Raw genomic sequence first — 16,731 nt, forward strand, 5'->3', positions numbered from 1 at the left:
ATTTTCAGCTTCAACAGCACAGCTCACGAGGCGAGGCATGGCCAAGTTCACTCCCTGGGACAACCCCATGGGCACCGACGGTTTCGAGTTCATCGAGTTCGCCGCGCCCGACCCGGCCGCGCTGGGCGAGCTGTTCCGGACCATGGGCTTCAGCGCCGTCGCCCGCCACCGCCACAAGAACGTGACGCTCTACCGCCAGGGCGGCGTCAACTTCATCATCAACGCCGAGACCGACTCGTTCGCGCAGCGCTTCGCGCGGCTGCACGGCCCGTCGATCTGCGCCATCGCCTTCCGCGTGCAGGATGCGGCGCAGGCCTACCAGCGCGCGCTGGAGCTGGGCGCCTGGGGCTTCGACAACAAGGCCGGCCCGATGGAGCTGAACATCCCGGCCATCAAGGGCATCGGCGATAGCCTCATCTACTTCGTCGACCGCTGGCAGGGCAAGGGCGGCGCCAAGGCCGGCGCCATCGGCAACATCAGCATCTACGACGTGGACTTCGTGCCGCTGCTGGACGCCGCCGGCCAGCCCGTCGATCCCAACCCGGTGGGCCACGGCCTGACCGAGATCGACCACCTGACGCACAACGTCTTCCGCGGCCGCATGAAGGAGTGGTCGGAGTTCTACGAGCGCTTCTTCAACTTCCGCGAGGTGCGCTACTTCGACATCGAGGGCAAGCTCACCGGCCTCAAGTCCAAGGCCATGACCAGCCCCTGCGGCAAGATCCGCATCCCGATCAACGAGAGCTCCGACGACAAGAGCCAGATCGCCGAGTACCTGGACCTGTACCACGGCGAGGGCATCCAGCACGTGGCGCTGGGCACGACGGACATCTACAAATCCGTCGAAGGCATGAAGGGCACGGGCGTCGCGTTCCAGGACACGATCGACACCTACTTCGACCTCGTCGACAAACGCCTGCCGGGGCATGGCGAGAACGTCGCCGAGCTGCGCCGCCTGCGCATCCTCATCGACGGCGCGACGCACCTGGGCGTCGACAACGAGCTGCTGCTGCAGATCTTCACGAAGGAAGTGATCGGCCCGATCTTCTTCGAGCTGATCCAGCGCAAGGGCAACGAGGGCTTCGGCGAGGGCAACTTCAAGGCCCTGTTCGAGAGCATCGAGCTGGATCAGATCCGCCGCGGTGTCCTCAAGGACGAACCGGCCAAGGCGGTCTGAAGGCACTGCCACGCCGCGTCCGAATGCACGAGGCCCATGTGGCCCACGCCGTCCACGCGGTGCGCACGAGAACCGGCGAGGATGGCCGTCTCGGCCGGGTTGACGACCTGGTCACAAGGTGTCCAGAAGGCGTCCACGTCCGGCAGCCCGGGCAGTGACGCCAGCCAGGTGCTGCCACGGCGCATCTGCGCGGCGTTGGTGCCCAGCCCCAGCGCCGCCATGCGCGTGCCCTGGTGAGGCGAGCCCAGCGTGATGGCGTGCGGCGCCTCATGCTCCGCGCCGTACCGTCGCCACCAGGCGCGCAGCGCCAGGCCGCCCATGCTGTGGGCGCACAGGACGGGCATGCGGCCCGTCAGCGCCTTCAGCTTCTGCACACCCGCCTCGATCTCGTCGGCATAGGCATCGATGCTGCCGAAAGCCGGCTCCAGCGACGGCGCGACGAAGGCGACGCGCTGCGCCCGCAAGCGCTTCATCCAGCCGTTCCAGCGCCCGCGGTTGCAGGCAAAGCCGTGCACCAGCAGCACGCCGGCCTCGGCACCGGCCGGCAGGTGATCGGCCTGCGCCCACTCCCGCCACGGCTGCCGCCACGAGAAGGCCAGCTCGCTGGCGACGACCTCGCCCACCCAGGCACGCAAGAGCTGACCCCATCCGGGGGCCGGCACGTTGACCCAGCGCAGCTGCACGAAGCCCAGCACCAGCACGGCCGCGTGCAGCGCCAGCGTCAGCAGCCCCCAGCCCCAGCCGAACTTCCAGCCCACCAGCAGTGCGACCGCCAGCCGCAGCAACGTCCAGATCCTTTGCGTTCGCGCATTCATCGCCCGAGTGTAGAAAGGCAGAATCGGCCGGACCGATGGACTCCCTCAGCGCTGAATCCCTGCTGGCCGAGCTGCGCACCGTGGACGCCGAGCGCGCCCGCCGTGCCGCTGATCCCGAGCTCGACGCGCGCGTCCAGTCGCTCAAAACCTACCAGCAGCGCCGCTTCGCGCACACCTACGCCGACCTGCTCGCCAACCCGCGCTACGAGGCCGCCACGCGCTTCTTCCTGCACGAGCTCTACGGGCCCGGCGACTACCGCCAGCGCGACGCGCAGTTCGCCCGCGTGATCCCGACGCTGACCCGCCTCTTCCCCGAGGAGGTCATCGACACCGTGGCCCGGCTGGCGCGGCTGCACGCGCTGTCCGAGCGGCTGGACACGCGCATGGCCGAGCACCTGATGTCCCCCGAACTCTCGGCGCACGAGTACGCCATCGCCTGGCGCGCCTGCGGCGAGCCGGACGCGCGCCGCCTGCAGATCGAGCTGACGATGGCCGTCGGCGAATCGCTCGACCGGCTCACGCGCAAGCCGCTGCTGCGGCAGTCGCTGAAGCTGATGCGCGGCCCGGCGCAGCTGGCCGGCCTGGGCGCGCTGCAGGGCTTTCTCGAAAGCGGCTTCGACACCTTCAAGGCCATGCGCGGCGCGGGCGAGTTCCTGTCCACTGTGCGACAGCGCGAGGACACATTGGCACGCGGTCTTTTCCAAAGCGATACGTCGGTCCTAGGGCAACTCCCCTAGCTTGATGTAACCGCCAGTCTCACCATCATCGGCTTCACGCAAAGCTCGCGAAGAGGCCTCTCGATGACCGCCGTCCTTGCCGAAGTCCCCGAAGTGACATCCCGCGCCAAACCCTGGCTCGCGAGCTATCCGGCCGGCGTGCCAGCCCAGATCGACACCGGCGTCTACCGCTCGCTCGTCGACCTGCTGACCGAGGCCTTCCGCACGCACGCCCGTCGCGACGCCGCCATCTGCATGGGCCAGCGCATGCGCTTCGACGAGATGGACCAGTTGTCGGTGCAGCTCGGCGCGTGGCTGCAGGCGCAGGGGCTGAAGCAGGGCGACCGCGTCGCCATCATGATGCCCAACCTGCTGCAGTACGGCGTGGCCATCGCGGCCATCCTGCGGGCAGGCTTCGTCGTCGTGAACGTGAACCCGCTGTACACGCCGCGCGAGCTGGAACACCAGCTCAAGGACTCGGGCGCGCGCGCCATCATCGTGCTGGAGAACTTCGCCCACACGCTGGCCGAGGTCATCGACGCGACCGACGTGCACCACGTCGTGCTCGCCTCCATGGGCGACCTGCTGAACTGGTGGAAGGGTCCGCTGATCAACTTCGCCGTGCGCCACCTGAAGAAGATGGTGCCGGAGTTCCGCCTCGCCGTCGGCGACGGCCGCACCGTCGTGCGCTTCAACGAGGCGCTCAGCCACGGCGAACGCCTGCACCTGAAGAAGCCCGAGATCGGCCCCGACGACGTCGCCTTCCTGCAATACACCGGCGGCACGACCGGCCTGTCCAAGGGCGCGACGCTGCTGCACCGGAACATCGTCGCCAACATCCTGCAGGTCGAGGCCTGGTTCCAGCCCATGCTGGCCAAGCTGCCCGACCAGAACATGCAGTTCACCAACGTCTGCGCGCTGCCGCTGTATCACATCTTCGCGCTGACGGCCTGCTTCATGCTCGGCGCGCGCATGGGCCACCTCAACATCCTGGTGCCCAACCCGCGCGACATCCCCGGCTTCATCGAGACGCTGCGCGGCCACAAGATCCACATCTTCCCGGCCGTCAACACGCTGTTCAACGCGCTGGCCAACGAGCCCGGCTTCTCCCGGCTGGACTTCTCCGAGCTGGTCATCTCCAACGGCGGCGGCATGGCCGTGCAGCAGGCCACGGCCGAAAAGTGGCTCAAGGTCACCGGCTGCCCGGTCGTGGAGGGTTACGGCCTGTCCGAGACGGCGCCGGCCGCGACGATCAACCCGCTGGACCTGCGCGTCTTCAACGGCAGCATCGGCCTGCCCATCCCGGGCACCGAGATCGCCATCCGCGACGACGCCGGCATCGACGTGCCCCTCGGCGAGCGCGGCGAGATCTGCATCCGTGGCCCGCAGGTCATGGCCGGCTACTGGAAGCGCCCCGAGGAGACGGCCAACGTCATGTGCGCCGACGGTTTCTTCAAGAGCGGCGACATCGGCATCATGGACGAGCGCGGCTACGTGCGCATCGTCGACCGCAAGAAGGACATGATCCTCGTCAGCGGCTTCAACGTGTACCCGACCGAGATCGAGCAGGTCGTCAACCTGCACCCCGGCGTGCTGGAGTGCGCCGCCGTCGGTGTGCCGGATGCCAAGTCCGGCGAGGCCGTCAAGCTCTTCGTCGTCAAGAGCGACCCGGCGCTGGCCGAGGAAGACCTGAGCAGCTACTGCGCCCAGCAGATGACGGCCTACAAGCGCCCCAGGTTCATCGAGTTCCGCGACGAGCTGCCCAAGAGCAACGTCGGCAAGATCCTGCGCCGCGAGCTGCGCTCAAACACCGCCTGACACGAAAAAAAACGAGGCGCCTGAGCGCCTCGCTGTTCGTTGGAGTGCAGCGGGCTCAGAACGGGTTGTTCTTGGCGCGCGACAGCGCCATCGAGCCGATGCGCTGCTGCGCGGTCGGGCTCAGCGTCGTGTCGCTGGCCCACAGCCAGGTCGACGTGGCCTCGGCCTTCAGCGAGTCGGTCGTGCAGTCCTGCGGCGCGATGTCGGACCTGCAGGCAGTGTCCGTCACGTTGGTGAACGAGTAGAGGGACGGGTACTTGGCGATCAGCTCGATCGTCTCGTCGGTCAGCACCAAGCCGATCAGGCGACCGTCGTTCAGCAAGGCCAGCCGCATCGCCGTGTTGAAGGCGGTCGTGAGGTCCTTCATCAGCACCGAACGGTCGATGTCGGTCTGCTGCAGTTTCTCGTTCTGGCCGTAAGGCGTCAGGCCCACGTCGAAGATGGTGGAGATGACGACGCGGCCGTTCGCATTCGCAATGCGGTTGGCCTGCTGGGCCAGCAGCGTGCCGCGCGCCTTGGCCTCGGCCAGCAGCGAATCTCGGCCCACCGCCGGGTACTGCTTGTACAGCTCCAGGATGTCGTTCACGCCGACCATGATGGCCACCAGGTCCTTGGGGCCAAAGCGGTCGTTGGACAGGTGGTAGTCGATCTTGTCGCGCACGTCCGCCACCTTGGCGCCGGGCGTCGCGTACATGATGCCCTGCGGCAGCGCCACGTAGGAGGTGTTGCACTCCGGGAAGACGAAGCCGAACCCGCTGGCCAGCGACTGCGTCCACACCGGGTTGGACGCACAGTCGATCTGCTGGGTGCTGGCGTCCAGTGCGTTGATCGTGTACTTCTTGCCGCTTTGCAGGATGGCGCCGGTCTCGTCACCGAAGGCAATGATGCGGTTCGGTGCGAAGGCCTCGATCTGCGAGGTGCCCCCGCCGCCGCAACCGGCGATCAGCGCCGCAGCCGCCACCGCAGCCAGGGCCAGGCCACGCTTGATTTTCTGGGAGACAACTCGGTGCATGACGATCAACTCAGGGACAAAACTCAATCGGTGAAGGCGGCGGCGGCCCGGCTGAGCCGGTCACGCACACCATCCCAGGCCGGGTCGCGGGGGGGCGCCTCGACCCAGATTTCCCGGGCGCCGGCCGCGTCCAGGTCCCGCAGCACCGCGAACAACTCGTGGGCCGCCGCCGCCGGGTCGGCAGGCAGGGATTGCCAGCGCCAGGCCGGCAGCCGGGCGCGTGAATATACCGCCACCCCTTCGAGGGCCCCGCTGGCGCTCGCTGTCGCGAAAAGTAAAGCCAGCCGGTCGGCCTCCAGCAGGCGCACGCGGGCCGTCGGCGCGTAGTGCGCGGCCAGCGTGCCGGAAGCCTTGGGGGCAGCGGCATCGGGCTCGGCGAGCGACTCGCCCAGCGCCGCCTCGATGCGCGCTCGGCTGATGAGGCCCGGCCGCAGCAAGGCCGGCCGCGCACGGCTGCAGTCGACGATGCTGGACTCGATGCCCACCTCGCAGGCGCCGCCGTCCAGCACCATCAGGCCGGGGCCGAATTCCTCGACGACATGACGGGCCAGCGTCGGGCTGACGCGGCCGAAACGGTTGGCGCTGGGCGCGGCCACGCCGTCGACGCCCAGCTCGCGCGCCGCCGCCAGCACGGCGCGGGCGACCGGATGGGCCGGCGCACGCACGGCGATGGTCGATTGGCCGCCAGCAGCACCGCCGGCCACGCCGGGGCGGCGCGGCACGATGACGGTCAGCGGGCCGGGCCAGAAGGCTTCCATCAGCCGGCGCGCGGTGGCGGGCAGGTGGTCGGCGAACGGCTCGGCGCCGGCGGCGTCCAGCACGTGGACGATGAGCGGGTGGTCACTGGGCCGGCCCTTGGCGGCGAAGATCTTCGCGACGGCGTCGTCCTGGTCCGCGCGCGCCGCCAGGCCGTAGACCGTCTCGGTCGGCAGGCCCAGCAGCTCGCCGTCCGCCAGGCGCCTGGCGGCGGCCTGGATGGCGTCAGCGTCGTTACCGGGCAGCAGCATCAAAAATCGGTCGGCAGGCCCAGCAGGGCCGCGGCCTGAACGGCGACCGCATGCGCCGCGTCGGGCGTGTCGGCCGTGATGTTCAGGTGGCCCATCTTGCGGCCGTGGCGCGCCTCGGCCTTGCCGTACAGGTGCAGGTGCGTGCCCGGCAGCGCCAGCACGCGGTCCCAGGCCGGCGGCGTGGGACCACCATCGGCGGTGAACCACAGGTCGCCCAGCAGGTTCAGCATGAGGGACGCCGAATGCTGGCGTGGCTCGGGCAGCGGCAGGCCGGCCAGCGCCCTCACCTGCAGCTCGAACTGCGATGCGCTGGCGCCGTTCATCGTCCAATGGCCGGAGTTGTGCGGGCGCGGCGCCATCTCGTTGACGACCAGCCGGCCGTCATCCAGCCAGAAAAACTCGATGCACAGCACGCCGACGTAGTCCAGCGCCGCGGCGACCTGGCGTGCCGCCGCGACGGCGCGCGCCTGCACTTCGGCCGGCACGTCCGGCGCGGGCACCTCGGTGACGGCCAGGATGCCGCCGCGGTGCAGGTTCTGCTGCACCGGGTAGTTGACGATCTGGCCGTCCGCGCCGCGCGCGACCAACACGCTCAGCTCGGCCTTCAGGGGAAGCAGTTGCTCCAGCACGCAGGGCACGCGCTGCAGGCCGCGCCAGGCGATGTCCAGCTCGGCCGCGGTGCTGACGCGCACCTGGCCCTTGCCGTCGTAGCCCATGCGCGACGTCTTCAGGATGCCGGGCAGCAGCGCCGGGTCGACGGCGGCCAGCTCGATGTCGTTGGTGATGACGGCATGCGGCGCACAGGGCACGCCGGCGGCCTCGAAATGCGCCTTCTCGACGGCCCGGTCCTGGCAGACGGCCACGGCCGCCGCGGCGGGCGCCACGACGCGCATGCCAGCCAGCGTCTCCAGCGCCACGGCCGGCACGTTCTCGAACTCGGTCGTGATCGCGTCGCAGTCGCGCGCCAGCTGGGCCAGGCCGAAGGAGTCGAGGTAGTCGGTCTTGATGTGCTGCTCGGCCACCGCACCGGCGGGGCTGATCGCGTCCGGGTCCAGCACGATGCAGCGGTAGCCCAGCGCCTGGGCGGCGTGGACGAACATGCGGCCCAGCTGGCCACCGCCGAGAACGCCCAGCGTCGCAGCGCCCGGAAGCAGCGCCGCCATCAGCGAAGTTCCTCGGTCATCGCCTGCGCCACGGCCGTCTGGCGGGCGCGGAAGGCGTCCAGCTTCGCCAGCAGGCCGGCGTCGCCGGTCGCCAGCATCGCCACGGCAAACAGCGCCGCGTTGGCTGCGCCGGCATTGCCGATGGCAAACGTCGCGACGGGGATGCCCTTGGGCATCTGCACGATGGAGTGCAGCGAGTCGACCCCCTGCAGATGGCGGCTGGCCACCGGCACGCCCAGCACGGGCACCGTCGTCTTGGCGGCCAGCATGCCCGGCAGGTGGGCCGCGCCGCCGGCGCCGGCGATGATGGCCTTCAGGCCGCGGGCCGATGCCGCCTCGGCGTAGGCGAACATCTCGTCGGGCATGCGGTGGGCCGACACGACCCGTGCCTCGAAGGCGACACCGAACTCGGTCAGAATCTCGGCCGCCTGCTTCATCGTCTCCCAGTCACTGCTGGAGCCCATCACGACGCCGATCTGCGGCGAGGGGTTCGTAGGGGCTGGGGTCTGCAAGGTGCGCTCCGGGGCTCAAAAGAGCCTTGAATTGTAGGTGGCGCGCCTTCAACTGCCTCTCGCCATGATCGACATCACCCTCCAGAACTTCGAAGCCGAACTCATCGTCGCGTCCCAGAGCCGGCCCGTGCTGCTGGACATCTGGGCGCCGTGGTGCGGCCCCTGCCGCACGCTGGGCCCCATCCTGGAGAAGCTGGAGACGGCCTACGCCGGCCGCTTCACGCTGGCCAAGCTGAACAGCGACGAGGTGCCCGAGATCGCCGGCCAGCTCAGCCAGATGTTCGGCGTGCGCAGCATTCCGTTCTGCGTGATGTTCGCCGGCGGTCAGCCGGTGGACGGCTTCGTCGGCGCCATCCCCGAGGCGCAGATCCGCGAGTTCCTGGACAAGCATGTGCCGGCAGGCGAGGAGCTGGAGGCCGAGGCCGACCTGGCGGAAGCCGAGGATTTGATGGCCGATGGCGATCTCGAAGCCGCGCTCGGCAAGCTCGCCCACGCGGTGCAGACCGACCCGGCCAACGACACTGCCCGCTTCGACTACGTGAAGGCGCTGCTGGAGCTGGGCCTGGTGGCCGAGGCCCGCGAGGCCTTCGCGCCGGTGGCCGCCAAGGCCGCCGACACGCTGGTGCCCTCGCCTCGCCTGGCCGCGCTGGCCACGTGGTTGAGCGCCTTCGAGGCGACGGCCGGGGCCGACCCGGCGGCGCTGCAGGGCGCAATAACCGCCAACAAGCGCGACTTCGACGCCCGCTTCACGCTGGCCCAGCTGCACCTCGCCAGCCAGCGCTTTACCGAGGCAATGGACGAGTTGCTGGAAATCATCATGCGCGACAAGGCCTGGAACGGCGAGGTCGCGCGCAAGACCTACGTGGCCATCCTGGAACTGCTGACCAAGCCGGCACCGAAGCCGGCGGCTGAGGCCAAGGGCGGCACGCTGGAGATCGCCGGCAAGGCGGCCGTCGTGCAGAGCGACCCGCTGATCGATCAGTACCGCCGCAAGCTGTCGATGGCGTTGTTCTGAGCGGCGCGGGCGGTGCCGCTCACCTCAATGCAGGTTGTTGCGCTGCTCGCGGATCTCCCGCAGCTTCACGCATTCCGGATCGTTGCGGAACTGCGGCTTCTCGCACTGCCGGTCGATGCACCAGGCGCGCGCCAGCAGCACGCGCCGGCCACAGGCCTCGGCCGCCGTGCGCGGCTCCTGGGTCGACGCGGCTGACGCAGCGGCGACCGGCACCGCCGACGCCACCGGCTCCGGCGCGGCGAACACCGGGCTGCGCGGCATGGGCCGCACTTCCGCAGGCTTGTCCTCAGGCGGGGGCTTGAGCGCACCGCCCTCGCGGCGCGGCGGCGTCGACGCGGTGGGGCGCGGCGCCGGGGTAGAAGCCGGTGCGGCCCTGGGCGGCATGGCGGCGCCGACGACGACCGGGGTCACGGCCGTCTCGGCCACGGCCGGCGGGGTGGAAGCCGGGGCTGGCACGGCGGACGCCGGCTCGGCCAGCACCAGCGGTGCTGATGCGGCCGAGGCTGCGGCATCGACGGCCGGTGGCGTGTTCTTGGCGACGTTGTCGCGCAGCTGGACGACGAACAGGCCCAGCAGCACGACGGCCAGCACGCCCGCGCCGGCGAACAGCAGCGGCTTGGCGCCGCGCTTGGGTGCGGCCGCCCGAACGACGGCGGGAGCGGCGGCAGGAGCCGGCGACGGGGCGGCCAGCGGCGCCACGATGTTGGTGCGCAGCAGGTCCTCGGGCAGCGCCTGCACGGTGTCGGCGAACTCGATGTCCAGCGGGCCGGCCGGTGCCGGCTCAGCCACCGGAGCCGGCGGCGCCGGGCGCGGCGCGGCGGCCTGCGGCGCGGGCACCGGCGCGCGGCCTTCAATGACGTCGCGCCACGCGGCTGCGTTGGGAGGGCGCTGGTGCGGCGGCACGCGCAACGCCCAGTCGATCGCCGCGAGGAAGCTGGGCGAATAGCCGTGGACGGACAGCGGCGCCAGCTCGTCGCCCATCGCGCGGGCCGTGCAGGGCGGCGGCGGGCGGCCGGTCAGCAGGTCGTGCATGACGGCGGCCAACGCGTAGAAATCGGTCCACGGGCCCTGCTTCAGCGTGGTGGCCTCGGCGTACTGCTCGATGGGCGCGAAGCTGGGCTTGAGGATGGCGGTGAAGATCTGCGTGCGGTCACCGATGGCCTGGCGGGCGGCGCCGAAGTCCAGCAGGATGGGCGGCCCGCCGTCGGCCGGCATGAAGATGTTGTCGGGCGCGACATCGCGGTGCCAGACATGCTGTGCGTGCAGCGCCTCCAGGCCGCCCAGCACGGCGTCGAAGACGCGCCGCACCCAGGCCTCGGGCGGCGGCGTGGCCTGCGCGCGGCGGGCCTCGCGCAGGTTCTGGCCCACGAGGCGCGGCATGGCCATGTAGGCGGTGCCATTGGCCTCCCAGAAGCGGTAGACCTTGAGCAGCGAGGGATGGTCGAAGCGCGCCAGCAGCCGCGCCTCGTTGACGAAGCTGCGCCGGCCCACCTCGAAGGTCTCGCGCATGGACATGGACCGCACCGACACCTGGGACTGCCCGTCGCGCTGCGCGAACTGGCTGGGCATGTACTCCTTGATCGCGACCTCGCGTTCCAGCGAGTGGTCGCGGGCCAGGTAGACGATGCCGAAGCCGCCCACGCCCAGGGTGCCCAGGATCTCCAGCTCGCCGAAGCGGGTGCCGGGCGGCAGGGCGTTGATGGAGTCGTCGGCGGGAGCGGCGGTCATGGCGGCCGAGGGTAACGCACCGCCGCCGGCTCACCCAGCCCGAAAACCCCGGCTTTTGGGGACGCCGCCCGGGCAGCAGGTCCGCAAAACGCCCCGGCTCAGCGCGGCGGGTGCCCCAGATTGGCGGCCCCCAGGCGCTCGGCCCAGCCCCGGCGCTGCGCAGCGTCCTGAGCCCAGGCGGCGGTGGCCGCGTCGGCCTCGCGGGCGGCCAGCGCGGCGTCGCCCAGCCGGGCGTAGACCTGGGCCAGGCGGGCATGCAGCGCGGCGCGCTCGTCGATGTCGCAGCCAGGCTGGTCCTCGGCCTGCACCTCCAGCGCCGCCTGGTCGGCCAGCGCGCGGGCCCGCAGGGTCTCGCCGGTGTTGGCCCAGCACCAGGCCAGGTCGGCCAGCAGGCTGCTGCCCAGCCGCGCCAGGCCCGCGGCCATGGCGGCCGGGAGCTGGGCCTCCAGCAGCGTCGCAGCCTCGGCGAAATCGCCCTGCACGGTGAGCAGCTGGGCGCGCAGCAGGGGCGTGAGGTCGGCGCGGGCCGAGCCGCCGACGGCGTCGTCGAAGCGGCCGATGGACTCGATGCCCAGCAGCGCGGCCGGCGCCTCGCCGGGCTCGCCGGCCAGCGCGGCGTGGCGGATGCGCAGCGCGCGCATCAGCGTCTGGTTGTAGTGCAGCGCCGCGAGGCCGGCGTCATCGCCCTCAGCGATGGCGTGCTGGCGGGCCCAGGCGTACCAGGGTGTTGCAGCGGCCTCGCCGGCGGCCAGGCTCCAGGCCGAGGCCAGCGCGGTGGCGACGCGGTAGCCGGCGGCGTGGTCGTCCGGCTGCAGCACGGCGAGCGCAGCCTGGGCGTGGGCGACGAGGCCGTCGATGTCACGGCCGACGAAGTCCATCTGCGCCAGCCAGGCGTCGGCCAGCGCCTGCAGCGACATCAACCTGGCCGCCGCCGCCATCACGCGGGCCCGCCGCACGCGGTCACGCGCATCGCCGCCAAAGGCGCCGAAATAGGCCATCAAGCCCTCGGCCAGATGCAGCCAGGCGGCCAGTTCGGCACGTGGATGCACCAGCGCGCGGGCATGCAACCGGGCCAGTTCCTCGCGGGCCTCGGCCTCGCGGCCGTGCCGCAGCCACAGGACGGCACGCTGGACCTGCAGCACGGCGGCGCGCGCCGGCATCGCGGCGACGGCGGCGATCTCGCCGTCCAGCCGCTGGGCCAGCCGGCTTCTCAGCTTGACCGGCCCCGATGTGCTCATGCCGTCAGGCGCTGCAAGGCTTCTTCGTACTTCTGCACGGTCTTGGCGATGACCTCGGCTGGCAGCGCTGGCGCGGGGGCGGTCTTGCCCCAGGGCTTGCCGTTGACGGTGGCCTGCTCCAGCCAGTCGCGCACGAACTGCTTGTCGTAGCTGGGCGGGTTGCTGCCCGGCGCGTAACTCTCGACGGGCCAGTAGCGCGAGGAGTCGGGCGTCAGCACCTCGTCCATCAGCGTCAGCGTGCCATCGGCGTCCAGGCCGAACTCGAACTTGGTGTCGGCAATGATGATGCCCTTGGTCAGCGCGAAATCGGCGGCGCGCTGGTAGAGCTGGATGGAGATGTCGCGCACGCGGGCGGCGAGGTCGGTGCCGATGATGGCGGCGGCCTGCTCGAACGAGATGTTCTCGTCGTGGTCGCCCATCTCGGCCTTGGTGGCCGGCGTGAAGATGGGTTCGGGCAGCTTGTCGGCGTTGCGCAGGCCAGCGGGCAGCTGGACGCCGCAGACGCTCTGGGTCTTCTGGTACTCGGCCCAGCCGCTGCCGGCCAGGTAGCCGCGCACGACGGCCTCGATGGGCAGCGGCTTCAGGCGCTTGACCAGCATCGTGCGGTCCTTCAGCGGCGCGGCCTCTTCAGGCGTGACGACCGACAACGGGTCCTCGCCGGTCAGGTGGTTGGGGACGATGCCGTCGAGCTTGTCGAACCAGAACAGCGCCATCTTCGTCAGCAGCGCGCCCTTGCCGGGGATGGGCTCGCCCATGATGACGTCGAAGGCCGACAGGCGGTCGCTGGCGACCATCAGGATGCGGTCATCGCCGACGGCGTAGTTCTCGCGCACCTTGCCGCGGCCAAGCAGCGGGAGGGAGGTCAGGCTGGATTCGTAGAGGGCTTGAGGCATGGCGGCGATTTTAGATGGCGGGCCGGGCGCCGGGCCGCCCCAAGCCGGCCCGCGTCCAGCGCGACGGGACTGGGCGAGTGGCTCACAAGTACCTGCGCACGCTGGCGGCGAAGGTGCGCACGTCGATGGGCTTGGCGAGGTAGCCGTCGCAGCCGGCGGCCAGGAAGCGCTGGTCGTCGCCGGCCATCGCGTAGGCCGTGAAGGCGATGACGGGGATGTCGTCCAGCCCCGGCGTGACCTTGATGGCGCGCACCAGCGTCAGGCCGTCGGTGCCGGGCAGCTGGATGTCGACGAGGATGACGTCGGGCCGCACGGCGCGCAGCCGCGCCCAGGCCCGGTCGACGTCGAGCGCCTCCTCGACGTCAAAGCCGGCGGCCTCGAGCACGTAACGGGCGAGGTCCAGGTTGGCCTGGGCGTCGTCGACGACAAGGACACGGGGGCGGGCCACGTCAGCCTCCCCGGCGCCGGCCGCGGCGGTCGAGCCGGGCAGCACGCAGCATCGCGTCGCGCACTTCCGCCAGCGGCTGCGCCACATGGGCGGTGGCGATGGACGTCGCCGAGCGGGATAGCGCCCCGATGTCCTCCGCGCTCAGCGACAGCGCCGTCCAGACGATGACGGGCGTGTCGGCCCAGCGCGGGTCGCTGCGCAGCTCGTGCAGCACCTGGAAGCCGTCGACGCCGGGCATCATCAGGTCGAGCACCACGGCGGCGGGCTGCAGCCGCGGCAAGGCCTGCAGGGCCTCCGCGCCACCCGGGAGCGAGACGGCCTCGATGCCGTTGGACGCGAGCGCCGCGCACATCAGCTCCCGCGACGCAGGCTCATCGTCCACCACCAGCACTGGCCGCCCCGGCCCGAAGCGCGCGCGCAGCGGCACCAGCGCTCGGGCCAGCGCGGCGCGGCGCAGCGGCTTGGCCAGGATGTCAGCCACCGGAAAAGCGACACCCGCACCCGACGCCGGCGTCAGCGCCAGCGCCTTCACGGCCGCGTGCATGGACGGCCCGCCGTTGCGCAACTGGGCCAGCATGGCGAGGCCCGGTGCGTCGGGCAGACCCAGATCGATGGCCAGCTCGGTGTAGCGGCGCACGCGTGCCAGGCGCAGCACCTCGGCGGCGGTGGCCGCGGCATCGGCCGCCACGCCGGCCTGCGACAGCTCACGGGCCACGCCGTCGCGCAGCGGGTGGTCGCGCAGCGCGACGAGCTGCTGGTGGGCCGGCCGCGGCGCGTCAGCCTCGGTGGCCTGCGGCTGACGCGGCAGCACGGCGTAGAAGCGGCTGCCCTGGCCGGGCTCGCTGTAGACGCCGACCCGGCCGCCCTGAGCCTCGACGAGCCGGCGCGTCAGCGCCAGGCCCAGGCCGGTGCCCTGATGGTGCTTGGTGAGGCCGTCATCCAGTTGCTGGAACTCGACGAACAACTGGCCCAGGCGGTCGGCCGGGATGCCGATGCCCGAGTCCTCCACCTCCAGCCGCCACAGCCGCGGGCCTTCGCCCAGCATGCGCAGCTCGACGCGACCGCCGACGGGCGTGAACTTGATGGCGTTGGACAGGTAATTCAGCAACACCTGCTTGAGCCGCGCCGGGTCCAGCACGAGGCCGTGCAGCTCGGGCGCGATGGACGAGCTGAGCTGCTGGCCACGCTGCCCGGCCAGCACGGTGACGGTGGCCATCACGTCGTCGACGACCTGGGCCAGGTCGACGGGCTCCGGGTGGAAGTCCATCTTGCCGGCCTCGATCTTGGAGAGGTCCAGCACGTCGTTGATCATGTTCAACAGATGCCGCCCGCTGCTGGCAATGTGCTTGAGCCACTCGCGCTGGCGCGCGGCGTCGACCGGCGGGTCGGCCATCGTCAGCAGGTCGGAGAAGCCGATGACGGCGTTCAGCGGCGTGCGCAGCTCGTGCGACATGTTGGCGAGGAACAGGCTCTTGAGCCGGCTGCTCTCCTGCACGCGGCGGTTCTCGGCGGCCAGCCAGACGGACTGCTGGCGCGCCTGTTCGGCGGTGCGCATGGCCGTCACGTCGGCCACGATGCCGACGAGGCGCGCCGCGCCGGCGTCGTCGCGCGTGACGCGGGCGTCCAGCCGCAGCCAGTGCACGCTGGCGTCGGGCCAGGTGACGCGGAACTCGGCATGCCAGGGCTGCTGGCCCTCGGGCAGTGTGTCGAGGCCGGCCTGCACCATCGCGCGGTCGTCGATGTGCACGGTGGCCAGCAGCCGCTCGCGGTCCCACGGCGTGCCGGGGTCGGCCAGGCCGAAGCATTGGTCGTAGCGGCGCGAGCGGTGGATGAGACCGGTCTCGACTTCCATCTCCCAGTCGCCGATGGCGGCCGACTCCAGCGCGAAACGCAGCCGTGCCTCGCTGTGGCGCAGCGCGGCCTCGATCTGGCGCTGGTGGGTCAGGTCGCGGGCCGACTTGATGCCGCCGATGATGCGGCCCGCCGCGTCGCGCAGCGGCGAGACCTGGGCTGAGACCTCCACGCGCCGCCCGTCCTTGGCGATGCGCACGGTGCGGAACGGCGGCACCGGCTGGCCCAGGGCGATGTTGGCCAGGATGCGCATCTCCTCGGCCTCGCGCTCGGGCGGGATCAGCATCTGCACCGGCTGGCCGACGGCCTCGTCGGCGGTGTAGCCGAACATCTGCTCGGCGGCGGCGTTCCAGTTCGTGATGCGGCCGTCCAGCGTCTTCACGACGATGGCATCGGCCGACGACTCGACAACGGCCGCCAGCCGCCGCACCTCCGCCTCGGCCTCGGTCAGCCGGCCCACGTCGCGGAAGACCAGCGCGATGCCGCGCGTGCGGCCGTCGGCATGGTGGGTCGGCTCGACGTGGAGCTCGACCGGGTGCTGGTCGCCATCGCGTGAGACGCAGACGGCGTGGCGTGGGAAGGCGGCGTCGGCCTGGCCGTCGCGCACGAGGTCGACGGGGTTGAGCTGCAGCAACGCGGCCGGCGCGTCCGCGCGCACAAAGACCTCCCGCAGCGGGCGGCCCACGGCTTGCGCGGCCGGCCAGCCCGTGATTCGCTCGGCAACGGCGTTGATGCGCTTCACGCGGCCCTCGCTGTCGGTCGTCAGGTAGCCGGCGTCGATGGCCGACAGCGTGGCGGCCAGGCCCTGCTCGGTCTCCAACAGGTGGTCCTCGGCGCTGTGGCGGCGGTCCATCTCGCGGCGCAGCGCCTCGTTGGCCGCCTGCATCTCGCCCACGGAGGGCACGGCCAGCAGCTGCGGCATCAGCCGCCAGGCGACGATGGCCGTCAGCACCGAGGCGCAGGCGGTGAACAGCTTGCCGGCGGTCTGCACCGCATAGTCGGGGCGCCAGATCGTCCAGACATCCAGCACATGCGTCACGCCGCAGGCGAAGATGAAGATGGCGAACAGCGTCGCGAGGCTGCCGAGGTTGACCTGCGGGCGCTGACGCGCGTAGCTGGCGATGACCAGCGGCAGCGAGAAATAGGCCACTGCCGTGGCGAGGTCGGAGCCCACCATCGTCCACAGCAGGCCTGGCGACCATTGGAAGCAGTAGCCGTGCGGCAGGAAGCCTGCGCGCGCGACGATTCCGGTCAGCTCGTCCATTAGCTCTCCCTGCCCCCACTACAGGCGGGGTCATGAGCGGCCATTCTGATCCGGCCCACAGGCCATGACCCGCA

14 protein-coding genes are annotated in these 16,731 nt (G+C 71.1%); 4 read left to right on the forward strand and 10 right to left on the reverse strand.

Features of this window, described 5'->3' with window-relative positions:
* The first annotated feature begins 37 nt into the window (after nucleotides 1–37).
* Complete coding sequence (gene hppD / locus ACG04R_RS07225; RefSeq protein ID WP_394407539.1) at nucleotides 38–1,177, forward strand: 4-hydroxyphenylpyruvate dioxygenase; 1,140 nt, start codon at nucleotides 38–40, stop codon at nucleotides 1,175–1,177.
* Here hppD and ACG04R_RS07230 read toward each other — a convergent pair.
* A complete protein-coding gene (locus tag ACG04R_RS07230; RefSeq protein WP_394407541.1) occupies nucleotides 1,129–1,992 on the reverse strand; it encodes an esterase/lipase family protein in 864 nt (287 codons plus the stop codon). The genes hppD and ACG04R_RS07230 overlap by 49 nt on opposite strands.
* Before the next feature lie 35 nt (nucleotides 1,993–2,027).
* On the opposite strand from ACG04R_RS07230, the gene ACG04R_RS07235 reads away from it, so the two are divergent.
* The gene (locus ACG04R_RS07235; RefSeq protein ID WP_394407543.1) at nucleotides 2,028–2,729 is read left to right on the forward strand and encodes a DUF8198 family protein; all 702 of its coding nucleotides are present in this window, start codon (nucleotides 2,028–2,030) and stop codon (nucleotides 2,727–2,729) included.
* 63 nt (nucleotides 2,730–2,792) lie between these two features.
* Nucleotides 2,793–4,526 carry a long-chain-fatty-acid--CoA ligase gene (locus ACG04R_RS07240; RefSeq protein ID WP_394407545.1) on the forward strand — a complete coding sequence of 578 codons (1,734 nt, stop codon included), beginning with the start codon at nucleotides 2,793–2,795 and terminating at the stop codon, nucleotides 4,524–4,526.
* 55 nt (nucleotides 4,527–4,581) lie between these two features.
* On the opposite strand, the gene ACG04R_RS07245 is transcribed toward ACG04R_RS07240, so the two are convergent.
* From ACG04R_RS07245 to purE, 4 genes are read right to left on the reverse strand one after another with little or no spacing between them, the layout of a single operon-like run.
* Nucleotides 4,582–5,538, reverse strand: coding sequence for an SGNH/GDSL hydrolase family protein (locus tag ACG04R_RS07245; protein WP_394407547.1), 957 nt, complete (start codon nucleotides 5,536–5,538; stop codon nucleotides 4,582–4,584).
* A gap of 23 nt (nucleotides 5,539–5,561) precedes the next feature.
* The gene (locus ACG04R_RS07250) at nucleotides 5,562–6,545 is read right to left on the reverse strand and encodes an L-threonylcarbamoyladenylate synthase (RefSeq protein WP_394407549.1); all 984 of its coding nucleotides are present in this window, start codon (nucleotides 6,543–6,545) and stop codon (nucleotides 5,562–5,564) included.
* Nucleotides 6,545–7,708, reverse strand: coding sequence for a 5-(carboxyamino)imidazole ribonucleotide synthase (locus ACG04R_RS07255; RefSeq protein ID WP_394407550.1), 1,164 nt, complete (start codon nucleotides 7,706–7,708; stop codon nucleotides 6,545–6,547). The genes ACG04R_RS07250 and ACG04R_RS07255 overlap by 1 nt, the downstream gene beginning before the upstream one ends.
* On the reverse strand, nucleotides 7,708–8,220 hold the full coding sequence (gene purE / locus ACG04R_RS07260; RefSeq protein ID WP_394407552.1) for a 5-(carboxyamino)imidazole ribonucleotide mutase: 513 nt from the start codon (nucleotides 8,218–8,220) through the stop codon (nucleotides 7,708–7,710). Before purE ends, ACG04R_RS07255 begins: the two co-directional genes overlap by 1 nt.
* Nucleotides 8,221–8,284: 64 nt before the next feature.
* Between purE and ACG04R_RS07265 the strand changes: the two genes are divergently transcribed.
* Entirely contained in the window at nucleotides 8,285–9,235 is a 951-nt protein-coding gene (locus ACG04R_RS07265; protein WP_394407554.1) for a tetratricopeptide repeat protein, read from the forward strand.
* 24 nt (nucleotides 9,236–9,259) lie between these two features.
* Here the strand turns inward: ACG04R_RS07265 and ACG04R_RS07270 are convergent, their stop codons facing one another.
* From ACG04R_RS07270 to ACG04R_RS07290, 5 genes are all read right to left on the reverse strand, one after another.
* Nucleotides 9,260–10,963 (reverse strand): serine/threonine protein kinase, encoded by a 1,704-nt coding sequence (locus tag ACG04R_RS07270; protein ID WP_394407556.1) that lies wholly within the window; start codon nucleotides 10,961–10,963, stop codon nucleotides 9,260–9,262.
* A 98-nt stretch (nucleotides 10,964–11,061) separates the two neighbouring features.
* On the reverse strand, nucleotides 11,062–12,201 hold the full coding sequence (locus tag ACG04R_RS07275; RefSeq protein WP_394407558.1) for a hypothetical protein: 1,140 nt from the start codon (nucleotides 12,199–12,201) through the stop codon (nucleotides 11,062–11,064).
* Entirely contained in the window at nucleotides 12,198–13,094 is an 897-nt protein-coding gene (locus ACG04R_RS07280) for a phosphoribosylaminoimidazolesuccinocarboxamide synthase (protein WP_394407560.1), read from the reverse strand. The genes ACG04R_RS07275 and ACG04R_RS07280 overlap by 4 nt, the downstream gene beginning before the upstream one ends.
* Nucleotides 13,095–13,176: 82 nt before the next feature.
* Nucleotides 13,177–13,542 carry a response regulator gene (locus ACG04R_RS07285; protein ID WP_394407562.1) on the reverse strand — a complete coding sequence of 122 codons (366 nt, stop codon included), beginning with the start codon at nucleotides 13,540–13,542 and terminating at the stop codon, nucleotides 13,177–13,179.
* Between the two features lies 1 nt (nucleotide 13,543).
* Nucleotides 13,544–16,657 carry a PAS domain S-box protein gene (locus ACG04R_RS07290; protein WP_394407564.1) on the reverse strand — a complete coding sequence of 1,038 codons (3,114 nt, stop codon included), beginning with the start codon at nucleotides 16,655–16,657 and terminating at the stop codon, nucleotides 13,544–13,546.
* Between the last annotated feature and the right edge of the window lie 74 nt (nucleotides 16,658–16,731).

The organism is Pelomonas candidula (assembly GCF_043555985.1).
Classification (GTDB): Bacteria; Pseudomonadota; Gammaproteobacteria; order Burkholderiales; family Burkholderiaceae_C; genus Pelomonas; species Pelomonas candidula.